This window comes from Hymenobacter frigidus (assembly GCF_014640435.1).
Taxonomy (GTDB): Bacteria; Bacteroidota; Bacteroidia; order Cytophagales; family Hymenobacteraceae; genus Hymenobacter; species Hymenobacter frigidus.
Map to the genome: position 1 here is coordinate 71803 of NZ_BMGY01000007.1, position 13330 is coordinate 85132.

Sequence of the window (13330 nt, forward strand, 5' to 3'; positions counted from 1 at the left end):
AATTAGTTACACCGGCGAGATGCTTCGGCTACGCTCAGCATGACGTTCTGCTTTTTATGCTTCTCGTCAGCTTACTTCTTCTTCAGGCCCAACTCAATCAGGCGCTCGTTCAGGAATTCACCGGCGGTGATGTCCGCTTCTTTCTTGGGGTTGTCCGGCGTCACGCAGTGCTCCAGGGCCGCCAGGCTCATTTCGGAGCGCGGGTGCATGAAGAACGGAATGCTGAAGCGCGAGGTATTCATTTTCTCACGGGCGGGGTTTACCACGCGGTGGATGGTGCTTTTCAGCACGCCGTTGGTCAGGCGCTGAAGCATGTCGCCCACGTTCACCACAATCTGGTCAGGCAGCGCGGTGATGGCAATCCACTTGCCATCGCGGCGCTTCACCTGCAGGCCATCGGCGCTGGCGCCCATGAGCAGGGTAATCAGGTTAATATCACCGTGTTCGGCGGCGCGCACGGCATCGGCGGGCACGGCATCCGGGTCTTCGATGGGGAAGTAGTGAATGGGGCGCAGAATGCTGTTGCCGTGCTTCACCTTGTCGTCGAAATAATTTTCGGGCAGTTCCAGGAACAGGGCAATGGCGCGCAACACGTCCTGACCGGCACTTTCCAGCGTGCGGTACGCCATGAACGTGCTCTTTTGAAAACCCGGCACTTCCTTGGGCCAGATGTTGGCGGGGTACTCGTTTTTGATGGGGTCTTCCTCTTCTACCTCTTGGCCCACGTGGTAAAATTCTTTCAGGTCGCCAGTGTTGCGGCCCTTAGCGTGCTCCTTGCCCTTGCTAATGTAGCCGCGCTGGCCCGCCAGCTCCGGGTGCTCGTAGCGCTGCTTGGCGGCGTCGGGCAATTGGAAAAACGACTGCACGTCGGCGTACAATTGTTTAGTTTGCGCGTCGTTCAGGCCATGGTTTTTGAGGGCCACAAAGCCGATGCTTTGGTACGCCTCGCCGAGCTGTTGCACGAAGCGGGCTTTGCGCTCCGGGTCACCGGAACGGAAGTCGGCGAGGTCGAGCGAAGGAATCTGGTCAAGAAGTTGGTCCTGCATTGAAAAAATAGGTTTACTTTGAGGCCCGTTGAGGCCTTTGGTGGGCAACGACGCAAGTTAAGCAAAACCCCGCACCGGGGGCAAGCCGTAAGATTCGTTGCTTGTGGCTACAATTGCTTGTGGCTGCAATGATAATAACCACTACCAACCTTTTGAGTTTTTCTATGAAACGTCCTTTCTGGCTGCTGTGCAGCACGACCCTTACCCTGGCGCTGCTGGCAAGCTGCGAATCGAGCAAGCCGGCTACCGACGTTAGCGCCTCGGCCGGCAGCACCAGCCCCGCCGCGGCCCGCACCGCGGCCAGCGGGGAGAGCATGGAATCGAATGGCATTCGCCTGACCCCATTCAGCGACTCGCCCAAATTTCCCGAGGCCCAGATGCAGCTCCGCGCGCCCATCGCCGGTGCTACGCTACAGAGCGGTGAGGTAGCCTTCGACTACCAAACCACCAACTTTCAGCTCACCAAAATGAGCGGTGGCCCCAATATGACCCAGATGGCCAACTCCATGAAGGGCCAGCACATTCACAACATCGTGGACAATCAGCCCTACACGGCTCACTACGAAACCCGTTTCTCCAAGGCGATTCCCGATGGGCAGCACGCGGTGCTTTCCTTCTTGTCGCGCTCGTACCACGAGAGCCTCAAGCACCGCGGTGCCTACGACCTGCGCATTGTTAACGTGGGCAGCACCACGCCGGCCCCGGCCACGCCGATGCTGGATGTGAAGGCTCCGCACCTATTCTACAGCCGGCCCAAAGACACCTACACCGGGGCCGATGCCAAGCGCATCATGCTCGACTTTTACCTCGTGAACACCACCCTGGACCCCAGCGGCAACCGGGTACGTGCCACCATCAACGGCATCGAGTTTATGATTGACCGGTGGTTGCCTTACCAGATGGAGGGCCTGCCCGCCGGCGAAAACACTGTGAAGCTGGAGCTGGTCGACAGCAGCGGCACCATGATTCCCGGCCCGTACAACTCGGTTACCCGCACGTTCACGGTAGCCCCGTAACGCTGGTTTCCCACGGTCAACCTGGCACGTCATGCTGAGCTGGCCGAAGCCTCTCTACCACGCAACTAATTAGCTTTAGCGGTGTGGTAGAGAGGCTTCGGCCAGCTCAGCATGACGTTCTTTTTTAAGGTTATTTGCTGCTCTTCTCTTCCGCTCCAGCCCTACCTTGCTTGCTATGCCTACCGCTCCCGGCTCTGCCACTATTCTGGTTCCGCTGCTCACCCGCGAGCAGGTGCTGCGTGCCCTGCGGCAAATAGTACGCGAGGGCCGTCCCCTGCCCCCCAGCACAGTGTACGAGCTGGTATACCGGGGCCGCCGCTACCCGCCCCGCGCCGTAGCCGAGTTGGCCTACCGCCTGGCCACGGGCAACCCCAGCGCCCACTGGCCCCGGCCCGCCGGCGGCCCTACCAACGCCCTGCTCGAAGGCCTCGACTTCACCATCAGCACCAAGCGGCCCGTGCTCACCTCGGGCGCGGCCCACGATGGCGACGAAACCGCCCGGCAGCAGGCCGAAGACTTATACACCGGCCTCGCGGGTTCGCCGGCCTTCGCCCACGCGGCCGAGCCAGTTCCCTCCTACGCTTCCCAGCCTTATTCGCGGGCCGATGCTTTGACCGAGCTGTTTATGTCGGAAGCTGAGCTGGACGCGGCCCTGACCGGTCTGGCCCGCCGCCGCAACCTGCTGCTGCAAGGGCCACCCGGTACGGGCAAAACGTTTCTGGCGCGCCGCCTGGCTTGGCTGCTGCTGGGGGCCCAGGACGAAAGCCGCATTGAGCTAGTGCAATTTCACCCCAGCTACGGCTATGAAGATTTTATGCTCGGCTTCCGGCCCGCGGCCGATGGACGCTTTCAGCTAATGCCCGGCGTGCTGCCGCTGCTGTGCCAGCGCGCCGCCGCCGACCCCGACCGGCCGTATTTCCTGCTCATCGATGAAGTGAACCGTGGCAACGTGCCGCGCATTTTTGGCGAGCTGCTGCTGTTGCTCGAAGCCGACAAGCGCGGCCCCGCCCACGCCTTGCGGCTGCCCTACGCGCCCGCCGAAGCCCCGCGCTTCTTTGTGCCCGACAACCTGTACGTCATCGGCACCCTCAACCTGGCCGACCGTTCCCTCAGCCCGCTCGACTACGCCCTGCGCCGCCGCTTTGCCTTTGTGGGCCTGGCGCCGCAGTTTGGGCCGCCCCTCCGGCAATTCCTGACGGCCCGGCAGGTGCCTCCGGCCTTAGTAGAGCAGCTTTGCACCCGCATGGCCGCTCTCAATCAAACCATTGCCGACGACCCCGAGCTGGGCCCCGACTTCGCCATTGGCCACAGCTACTTCTGCCAGCCGCCTGCCCAGGCCCAGCAGGCCGCCGCTTGGCTGCGGCTTATTCTGGAACAGGAAATAGGGCCGCTACTAACTGATTATTGGCGCGAACAGCCTACCACAGCCGCCGCCCAGCTTCGCAAGCTGCTGGCGTAGCACTTCATCCGGCAATTTATTGAAGCTGTTTAGGAATTCAAAAAAACTGAGTGACCGTCATGCCGAGCGCCGCCGAGGCATCTCGCTCGCCTCGTTGAACGGCCCGGACGGCCCGAGCGAGATGCCTCGGCGGCGCTCGGCATGACCGACTAACAAATTCCTAAACAGCTTCATTACCATGGTTTGTGGCTACCGCAGCCGTGGAATACGTTTTATCGAATTGAATTGAATTCGTGATTCCCCTCCCCACACTCTATTATTTCCTGTGCTACGCCTGGAACCGACTGCCCGAGCCGGCCGTGCTGGAAGCTAGTGAGGCCACGCCGTTTCATCGGCCGCTGGGGCTGCTGGCGCAAGTACTGCTGCACGGCACCCGTCGGTTGCTGCGGGCAGGGCTGCCGCGCACGTTCACGGCGCAGGAAGCGGAGTTGGCGCAGCTGCGGGGCCGCATTGAGCTGGCTCCTACCCTGGGCCGAAGGCTGCTGGAGCGCGGCCGCGCCGTGTGTGTCTTTGATGAGTTAAGCGCCGATTCACCTTTGCTGCGCTTGCTGGTCCACACCCTGGGCGTGCTGGCCGGAGCCGCCGATTTGCCGGCCGCATTGCGCCGCGAACTGCGGCACCTGCGGCAACGGTTTCCGGCGGCGCTCACCAGCATACCGCTGGCTCTGCCCACGGCGGCCACGTTCTGGGAGCTACGCCGGCAGCGACCCGATGCCCAGGCTGCCTTTCTGCTGCATGTGTGCGAATTGGTGTGGCAAACTGCGCTACCCGAACCCACGGCCGGTGGCCGGAGCCGCTTCGTTGATTTCCGCCGCGACGAAGTGCTGATGGCCCGGCTGTTTGAGCAGTTCACCCGCAACTTTTTCCGCCGCGAGCAGCGCCGCTACCGCGTGTATGCCGAAACCATTGCCTGGCAAGCCCAGGCCAGCCAACCCGACGACCTGGAATTGCTGCCCACCATGCTCACCGATACCACCCTCGACGCGCCGGACCGCAAAATAATTCTCGACACCAAGTACTACGCCGCCGCCCTGCGCCCGCGCTACGACCGGCAACGCCTCATTGCCCCGCACCTCTACCAGCTCTACGCCTACCTCCAAAACCAGCGCCCCGGCCCAGAACAAAGCCTGGAAGGTGTGCTCCTATATCCGGCCGCCACTCAGGCCGTTGATTTGCGCTACACCCTCGGCGGGCACCCGGTGCGGGTGGTTACGTTAAACTTGCACCAGCCCTGGACCGGCATCGCGGCCGATTTGCTGGGCCTGATTGCCTGATGAGGCTGTTGTGGCGAGCAGCGCGCAGCCACGACAGCTAAGCACAAAAAAGCCCGGACTTTCCAAGGAAAATCCGGGCTTTTCTTACCTTAGGAAAAAGCATTGGGCTGGCACGGAGCCAGCGGCCAACTACTTCTTAACTTCTTCGGTCGTAGTGGTGGTGGTGGTAGCAGCAGGAGCATCCGTAGCAGGAGCCATCGTGCCTTCAGCAGCAGGAGCAGCCATTACGGTCGTGTCAGTTACGGTCGTGGTGGTCGAAGTCTCGGTGGTAGCAGCGGGAGTCTCAGTGGTAGTGGTTTCGGTCGATTTCGACTCGCACGACGACAGACCAGCGGTCAGGACCAGGCCCAGGGCAGCAACTTTAAACAGGTTGTTCATTTTGGGGGTAATTTTGAAAATGGGTTAACTAAAAAACGCCCTTTATGCCTGCTTACTTAAAAGGTAACCCGGCCGAAAAAATCTTTTTTTGCGGGTTACTTGTGCCCCGCGATTGTATTAACACCCAAAGTGAATGAGCAGAGGCAATTCAACCTCCTCTTCTTTGTCTCCTACCGACGACGCGCTGATTGCGGCCATTCGTGGCGGCGATGAGCGGGCCCTGGCTCAGCTCTACCGGTTGCACTGGCCCATGATATCGCATTTCGTGCTGCAAAACAGCGGCTCCGAAGACGATGCCCAGGACGTGTACCAGGAAGGTGTGATGGTGTTTTATGAAAAGGTGCGCGACGGTTCGCTCGAACTCACCTGCCAGATTAAAACCTACCTCTACGCCGTGTGCCGCCGCCTGTGGCTCAAGCGTCTGACCAGCAAAAGCCGCTTCGGCGTGCGCTTGCTTGATGAGGAGGAACACGGCTCCCTGCTCAACACCGGGGCCGAAGAAGACCTGCTTGCCGCCGAAGAACAGGACCGTCGGTTTGCCACCATGGCCGATGCCCTGCAACACCTCGGCGAGCCCTGCCGCTCGCTTTTGGAAGGCTTTTATCTGCTCGATAAATCGATGCAGGACCTGACGACAGAATTCGGCTACACCAACGCCGACAATGCTAAGAATCAAAAATATAAGTGCCTGGTACGCCTGAAAAAATTATTCTTTGCCCACTACAAAGAAGAGCCTATCTGATACGTATACCCGGAAGCAAACGGCCTCCGATATTCCCATTCGCTTACCGCCGCTGGCCTGGGCCAGGAGCTTTTACCCATGATGACTGACGCTGACTATTACGCTCTATTTGAAGCCTACGCCCAAGGCGAGCTGGCCGGGCCCGCCCGTGCCAACCTGGAGGCGCGCTTGGCCGCCGACCCAGCCCTGAGCCTGCGCTACGCCGACTTTACGGAGCTAACCGGTACTCTGCGGGCCTACGGCCAGCACCAGCAGGCCCGCCAGCAGCTACGCACCCTCCACACCGCCATGCTGGCCGCCGAAGCGCCGGAAGAAATTACTACCAAAACCCCGCTCACGCACACCGTGAACCCGATGCTGCGCATTTCGCGCACTGAGCGCCGGCTGCGCGATTTCTGGAATGGGCACCGCGCCACGGTGGGCGTAGCCGCCTCAGTGGCCGTGATGGCCGTGTTTGCCACGCTACTGGGCTTGGATATTTACCGCAATTCTAAGGTGCAGCCGTCGCTGTATGGCTACACCGTGCTGCGCCGCGAGATGGACAAGCTCAAGCGCAACCAACGGGCCCTCAGCACTATTATTACCCAAGGCCCTCCGGCTGCGCCGGCTGTTAACACCGGCAAGTTCAGCGGTACAGGCTTTGCGCTCACCTCAGAAGGCTACATCGTAACCAGCTACCATGTTATTCAAGGAGCTGACTCTATGCTGATTGAAGGGCGCGACCGGCAGCGTTACCACGCCGAACCCGTGTATTCCGACGTGAAGCACGACTTGGCCATTCTGCGCATTACCGATAAGAAATTTACCGGATTTGGCCGTTTACCTTATGCCATCAAATCGGGCCAGGCCGACTTGGGCGAGCGGGTATTCACGCTAGGCTACCCGCGTGAGGAAGTGGTGTACGGCGAGGGTTCGTTGAGCGCTCGGTCGGGCTTTGAGGGCGATACGGCTTTTTACCAAGTAAGCATTCCGGTGAATCCCGGCAACTCCGGCGGCCCGCTGCTGGACGAGCGCGGCAACCTGATTGGCGTGGTGAGCGGCCGGCAAAACGACGCGCAGAGTGCGGCTTTTGCTACCAAGTCATCGTACCTGGTGCGCCTGGTAGATTCACTGGATGCGGCCAAGCCGGAAGCCCCTTACCACTTGCCCCGCTTCGGGCATCTGGCTGGTTCCGGACGGCCGCAACAGCTGAAAAAACTGCAGGACTACGTGTTTGTAGTTAAGGTATTTGAATAGGCATTATCCCGCTTTGTGGGCTAGCATGCTGCTTATTTGTGCCAATTATAAGGCCTGTTTCTGTACGAAGCAGGCCTTCATTTTTGTTGGTCAGGCATTTGAATGATGTCACAACTACACGTCTTCCGATTGTCGTGTACTGTTTGGCCGTCTGGTTTGGCTAATCACCGCCTTTTAACAACCTTGAACCCCTGAAATCAGTATTTATCCCGAGGTAGTTTTGCTGACCTTTTCCTCTTTTCGCATTCCCTTAATTTTCCACCCCGTGGCTCAAAACCAACAAACCCCGCCTTCCAGCAATGACGTTGCCGGTTCGGCCATTTTTAAGAAATTTCTGGGCACGGCCGAAGGCTATATCCGCCAGCCCACGCGCATGAAAACGCTGCTGACGGATGCCTACAAGAAGGCCAGCGACAAAAACGACGTTGGCACCTTGGCCCATGAGGCTTGGGAAACGCTGCAAACCATGTTCCGGCTCATCAAGTCGTCGATGGCCGGCGAATACACCGGCGTACCCGGCACCACAGTAGCCGCCGCCGTGGCCGTGCTCATCTATTTTCTGAGCCCGATTGACCTGATTCCGGACTTTATTCCGGTACTGGGCCTGCTCGATGACGTGGCCTTGGTAGCTTGGTTCTCGACCACGCTGAAGGGCGAGATGGACAAATTTCAGGAGTGGGAAACTACTCGCCCGTCCGAGATGACGACTGGTGCCGAGGACGTCACTGCCGTTGCTACCAGCGGCCTCACGCCCGTGACTGATGCGCCCGCCGCTAAACTTTCGCACTCCAACGACCCGGCCGCTACCACACCGAAACCGGCTACGGAATCGGCCAAGCACGCAGGCACCACGGACATTGCGGCCAACACAACCGACAGCAGCCGCGAAAGCAGCACCTCTGCCACCGATACCGGCGGCAACGTGCGCTAAGCATCACCTCGGTTGAACACAAAAAGCCCCGCAGCTAAACATCTGCGGGGCTTTTTGTGGCTTAACACTCCAAGTTATTAACGGGCTGAGGCCCGGGCTGCCCCAATACTAAGCGGCCGCGGCGTGGTCGCGCACGAAGCGCACAAAATCACCCACGGTGTAGAGGGGAACCTCGTCGGGGATGGTGATGCTGAAGCTGCGCTCCAATTCGAGGATAATGTCGACCACGTCGACGGTGTCGAAGCGAAGGTCGCGGGAGAGGCTGGCGGTTTTGCGTACGCGGCTGGCCCGAATGGCCTTGCGCTTGCTAATAATGCGGAATACCTGCTGCTCAATAGTAGGGGTGTGGGCCGGGCTAATAGTGGATACGTACATAATTGGCTGCAAAAAAGGGAATGAGGCGGTGGCCGGCCCCTGCGGTGTTGCGGAGGTGCCAGCCGGAGGTTTTTGCTGCAACAAAAGCCATCCGACGGGCACCAACAACGCATAAAATGTTAGGCTAGTACCGGCGGCGTAGCCGCTTGTACTTTTTCAGAGTCTCCCTCCTGCTGAATGGTTGCAAGGTCGTCGGGATTTTCCCCGCTTATTTTTCCTTTCAGGCTTTCGCTCAGCAAATACATCACCGGCACCACCAGCAGGGTAATGCCCGTGGCGAACACCAGCCCGAAGATGATGGTCCAAGCCAGCGGGCCCCAGAACGTGACCGACTCACCGCCGATGAAGAAGTGCGCATTGCCGCTGGCAAACAGCTCGTAGAAGTCGATATTCAGGCCGATAGCCAGCGGGATGAGGCCCAGCGTGGCGGCCGTGGCCGTGAGGATAACCGGGTTGAGGCGGGTGCGGCCGGCCAGCACGATGGCCTCGCGCAAGGGCATGCCCTGGGCGCGCAGCATGTCGGTAAATTCAACCAGCAGAATACCGTTTTTCACCACGATACCGGCCAGGGCAATGATGCCCACGCCCGTCATCACGATGCTTACGTTCATACCCGTGAGGGCCAAGCCCCAGAACACGCCGGCGATGGAAAACAGCACTTCGGAGAGGATGATGACCGGCTTGCTGAACGAATTGAACTGCGTAACCAGAATCAGGAAGATGAGGCCCAGCGCGCCCAGGCCGGCCATGGGCAGGAAGTCGGTGGTTTCCTTCTGGCTTTCCTGGGCACCGCCCATGTCGATGGTATAGCCGGGGGGCGTGCGGAACGACTTGAGGGCCGTTTGCACGGCGTTGGCTACGTCGGGGCCGGAATAGCCGTTGAGCACGTTCGACGAGATGGTGATGACGCGCTTGGTGTCTTTGCGCTTGATGCCGCCGTAGGTGCTGCCGTAGCTCACATCCGCCACCGCCGAGATAGGTATCTGGCGCACGGCCCCGGTAGCGTCGCGGAAGGTAAGCGGGGCGTTAATCACGGCATCTACATCGGAGCGGTAGGGCTCGGCATAGCGCACCTGAATGGGGTACTCGTCGTCGACGGTTTTGAATTTGCTGGCCTCGGTGCCGTAGATGGCCGTGCGCACCTCCAAACCAATCTGGCCGGTGCTGATGCCCTCACGGTTGGCGCGGGTACGGTTGATGTTAATGGCGATTTCGGGGTTGCGGTCCTGCAGGTTCGAGCGCAGGGCCTCGACGCCACCAATGTGCAGCGAATCGACATAGCGGGTCACTTTCTTCGAGAGCGCAGCCAGCACCTTGTAATCATCGCCGGATACTTCGATGGCAATGGGCTTGGGCTGGGGCGGGCCGCTGGCTTCCTGGTCGACCGAGATTTCGGCCCCGGGAATACCCTTTACCACCTCGCGGATTTTATCCATGTAGGTGCTGGTTTTTGGGCCTTCGCGCTCGCTGAGCTCCTTGAAGGCCACGGCCACCTTGCCCATGTGCGACTGCGACACGCCCGACGCGGTGGCTTCGGAAGGGTCGCCGGCTCCGATGGCCACGTTGGTAATCACCGACTCCACATCAGGATTTTCGCGGCCGATAACGCCGTAGATGCGGTTTTCGAGGACCTTGGTAATCGAGTCGGTGACGGCCACGCGGGTACCCACGGGCATATTCAGGTAGGTATAAATAAACTTGGGGTCGCCCTTGGGGAAGAAGTCGACGTGCGGCTTGCGGAGGTATACAGCTCCACCAGAACCCAGGAACAATACGAGCACGCCCACCATCACCAAAGCCGGGTGGCTAAGGGCCCAGCGCACCAGGTTGGCGTAGCCGTTCTGGAAGCGCGGCAGGGCGCGCGTCTGGAACCAGGCAATCATCTTCACGAACACGAACTTATCGAGGAAGCAGAGCAGAATAACCGTGACAAACAGGTTGCCCACGAAGGGCGAGCGCGCCACGTAGCCGATGATGGCAATCAGCAAAAGCACGCCCATCGCAATCAGAAAGTTGCGAGTGAGCTTGGGCTTGCTGTGCAAATCGTCTTCGAAATGCTCGTCGCGCTGCATGAAGCTCACGGCAAACACCGGGTTCATGATAAAGGCCACGATGAGCGAGGCCATGAGCGTGATAATGAGCGTGACGGGCAGGTAGTACATGAACGAGCCCACAATGCCCGGCCAGAACAACAGCGGCACGAACGGCGCCACCGTGGTGAGCGTGCCCGCCAACACCGGAATGAACACCTCGCCGGCGGCGAATTTGGCGGCTTTCGGGGTAGTGAGGTTGGGGTGCTCGTGCAGCAGGCGGTGGGTGTTTTCAATCACCACAATGGCATCATCGACCACAATACCCAGCGCCAACAGGAAGGCGAAGAGCACAATCATGTTCAGGGTGAAGCCGAATACGGGGATGACCAGGAAGGCCAGGAACATGGAAATGGGCACGGATAAGCCCACGAACAGCGCGTTGGTGGTACCCATGAAGAACATCAGAATCAGGGTGACCAGCAGAAAGCCGATGATGATGGTGTTGATGAGGTCGTGCAGCGTCACGCGGGTGTCGTTCGAGGTGTCGCCGGTCACGGTGATGGTCAGCTCCTTGGGCAGGTTGGCTTTCGATTCGGCAATCAGGGCCTTGATTTTATCGGACGCGTCAATCAGGTTTTCGCCCTGGCGCTTCACCACGTTCAGGGTAATGGCGGGCTTACCGTCGAGGCGGGCGTAGCTTTCGCGGTCCTTGAAGCCGTCGGTGACGGTGGCGATGTCGCCGAGGCGCACGGGCGCGCCGTTCAGATTCTTAACCTGGATGTCGGCAATGTCGGCGGCGCGCACGTACTGGCCGGCCACGCGCACGGCGCGCTTCTGCCCGCCCACGTCGATGCTGCCGCCCGATACGGTGAGGTTTTCGCCACCGATGGCGCGTGAAATGTCGGAGAAGCCCAGGCGCGAGGCGCGCAGCTTGTTCAGGTCCACGTCCACGTTCACCTGCTTGTCGAGCGCACCCACGATATCGACGCGGGTGATTTCGGGCAGGGCCTCAATCTTGTCCTGGAAGTCGTCGGCGAACTTTTTGAGCTGGGCAGCGGGCAGGTTGCCGGCCAGGTTAACGAACATAATAGGCTGCTCGGAAATGTTAATTTCCTTCACCAGCGGAGCGCTCGGCAGGTCGTTGGGCAGCTCGGTGCTGGCCTTGTCCACGGCATCCTTGATGAGCTGCTTGGCGGCCTGCACGTCCACGCCTGAGCTAAACTCCACGTCCACGATGCAATAGTCCTGGTTCGAGGTGGAGTTGATGTGCTTCACCCCATTCACGGATTTAATCTCCTTTTCGAGCTGGCGCGTCACCAGGTTTTCGATGTCCGTCGGCGAAGTGCCGGGGTACACCGTGGCCACGATGATGCGCGGAATCACGATGTCGGGAAATTTCTCCTTGCCGAGCTTGATGTAGGCGAAAATACCCGCCATGCACAGCAGCACCGTGATAATGTAAATACTGGTCTTGTTATTAATGGACCAGCTGGTGGGGCCAAATTCTTTTTCGATGTCCTGCATTGGTTAGTCGGGGCGGGTTGCACCCGCCCGTTTCGTGGCATAGAATATTAATGAAGCATCATTCAACAGTGTTGTTCAACGACGGGCGGGTGCAACCCGCCCCTACGCCTTTTGCACGGCCACTTTCTGGCCTTCGTTCAGGTTCTGGTAGCCGCCCGAGATAATCTGGTCGGCGGCGGTGAGGCCACTGGTTACTTCGACTTTGCCGTTGTAGGTATTGCCGGTTTTGATGATGCGCTTCTTGGCCACGGCCTTGCCACCCTCCTGAGCCACCACGTACACGTAGCTGTTCTCCTCGTCGTGCTGCACGATATCGACCGGGATGACGGTGGCGTTGGCTTGGGCATAATTCTGAATGCGCACCGTGGCCACCATGTTGGGGCGCAGGTCGGCGGCTTTGGCACTTTTCAGGCGCAGCTCCACCGTGAAGGTGCGGCTGGTGGCGTTGATGCTCCGGCTCACCACGCGCACCATGGCGGGCAGCTCCTCGCCGCCCAGGTCCGGGATGGTCACCACGGCCTGGTCGCCGGCCTTGATGCTGTTACCGTAGGCCTCGCTCACTTCGGCCAGGATTTTCCCGCCCCGGCCGCTGGTCAGGCGCACCACCGGCGCGCCGGGGGCGGTGATTTCGCCCAGCTTGGGCAGCACCTCATCCACGGTGCCCGCGAACGGGGCCACCACGCTGTACAGGGCGCGCTGCTGGTTGAGGGTGGCCAGGTTGCGCCGCAGCGCGTCGTAGTTGTTCTTGGCTTGCAGATACTGAATTTCGGTACCAATCTGCTGGTCCCAGAGGCCTTTCTGCTTCTGGTAAACCACGCGGGCCAGGTCCATGCGAGTGCGCAGCTCGGCCATGCTGGCATCGAGGATGCTGGCATCGACGGTGGCCAGCACCTGGCCCTTGCCCACGCGGTCGCCGCGCTGCACGCGCAGGCTGGTGAGGGTGCCGGCAGCGCGGGAGCCAACGGTAGCGTTCTGGTCAAAATCGACGCGGCCCTGCACTTCAAGGTAGCTTTTGAAGCTTTCAGGCTTGGCATTCATCACCGAAACAGGCGTGGCCGCTACCGTGGCGGGGCCGCCGGTTTTGGCTTCCAGCTCGGTTATTCTGGCTTGGTTAGTGGCCTGCTCCTGCTTGAGCTTGGCGAGTTCGGCCTTGGGGTCTTTGTTTGAGCCGCCGCAGGAGGCGAGCAGCAGGGTGCCAGCAAGGAAGAGGGCGGCGGGCGGGGAGTTATAAAAGCGCATGGGTAAGCGGGTGATTTATTAGATGTCGAAAGGTGACGCCTGTCATCCTGAGCTTGCGAAGGAGCTTATCACGCCTT

At 60.1% G+C, this 13330-nt stretch carries 10 protein-coding genes and 1 pseudogene; 6 read left to right on the forward strand and 5 right to left on the reverse strand.

All coding sequences use genetic code 11. The features are described 5' to 3' along the window. Nucleotides 1-71: 71 nt before the first annotated feature. A complete protein-coding gene (locus IEW17_RS05530) occupies nucleotides 72-1046 on the reverse strand; it encodes an isopenicillin N synthase family dioxygenase (RefSeq protein WP_188561035.1) in 975 nt (324 codons plus the stop codon). A gap of 164 nt (nucleotides 1047-1210) precedes the next feature. Between IEW17_RS05530 and IEW17_RS05535 the strand changes: the two genes are divergently transcribed. From IEW17_RS05535 to IEW17_RS05545, 3 genes are all read left to right on the forward strand, one after another. After that, nucleotides 1211-2062, forward strand: coding sequence for a hypothetical protein (locus tag IEW17_RS05535; RefSeq protein ID WP_188561036.1), 852 nt, complete (start codon nucleotides 1211-1213; stop codon nucleotides 2060-2062). 175 nt (nucleotides 2063-2237) lie between these two features. Then, on the forward strand, nucleotides 2238-3521 hold the full coding sequence (locus tag IEW17_RS05540) for an AAA family ATPase (protein WP_188561037.1): 1284 nt from the start codon (nucleotides 2238-2240) through the stop codon (nucleotides 3519-3521). Nucleotides 3522-3754: 233 nt separating this feature from the next. Further along, nucleotides 3755-4795 (forward strand): 5-methylcytosine restriction system specificity protein McrC, encoded by a 1041-nt coding sequence (locus IEW17_RS05545; RefSeq protein ID WP_188561038.1) that lies wholly within the window; start codon nucleotides 3755-3757, stop codon nucleotides 4793-4795. A gap of 129 nt (nucleotides 4796-4924) precedes the next feature. On the opposite strand, the gene IEW17_RS05550 is transcribed toward IEW17_RS05545, so the two are convergent. After that, nucleotides 4925-5173 (reverse strand): hypothetical protein, encoded by a 249-nt coding sequence (locus tag IEW17_RS05550; RefSeq protein WP_188561039.1) that lies wholly within the window; start codon nucleotides 5171-5173, stop codon nucleotides 4925-4927. Nucleotides 5174-5306: 133 nt separating this feature from the next. On the opposite strand from IEW17_RS05550, the gene IEW17_RS05555 reads away from it, so the two are divergent. The 3 genes and pseudogenes from IEW17_RS05555 to IEW17_RS21230 form a co-directional block, all read left to right on the forward strand. Further along, entirely contained in the window at nucleotides 5307-5915 is a 609-nt protein-coding gene (locus IEW17_RS05555) for an RNA polymerase sigma factor (protein WP_188561040.1), read from the forward strand. Nucleotides 5916-5993: 78 nt separating this feature from the next. After that, the gene (locus IEW17_RS05560; RefSeq protein WP_188561041.1) at nucleotides 5994-7151 is read left to right on the forward strand and encodes a S1 family peptidase; all 1158 of its coding nucleotides are present in this window, start codon (nucleotides 5994-5996) and stop codon (nucleotides 7149-7151) included. A gap of 466 nt (nucleotides 7152-7617) precedes the next feature. After that, nucleotides 7618-7779: pseudogene (locus tag IEW17_RS21230) on the forward strand (YkvA family protein); the annotation flags it as partial. A gap of 411 nt (nucleotides 7780-8190) precedes the next feature. Here IEW17_RS21230 and IEW17_RS05570 read toward each other — a convergent pair. The 3 genes from IEW17_RS05570 to IEW17_RS05580 form a co-directional block, all read right to left on the reverse strand. After that, the gene (locus IEW17_RS05570; protein WP_188561042.1) at nucleotides 8191-8457 is read right to left on the reverse strand and encodes an acyl carrier protein; all 267 of its coding nucleotides are present in this window, start codon (nucleotides 8455-8457) and stop codon (nucleotides 8191-8193) included. Between the two features lie 119 nt (nucleotides 8458-8576). Beyond that, complete coding sequence (locus IEW17_RS05575; protein WP_188561043.1) at nucleotides 8577-12014, reverse strand: efflux RND transporter permease subunit; 3438 nt, start codon at nucleotides 12012-12014, stop codon at nucleotides 8577-8579. 102 nt (nucleotides 12015-12116) lie between these two features. Next, nucleotides 12117-13253, reverse strand: a complete 1137-nt coding sequence (locus tag IEW17_RS05580) for an efflux RND transporter periplasmic adaptor subunit (protein ID WP_188561044.1) — start codon at nucleotides 13251-13253, stop codon at nucleotides 12117-12119. Nucleotides 13254-13330: the final 77 nt, after the last annotated feature.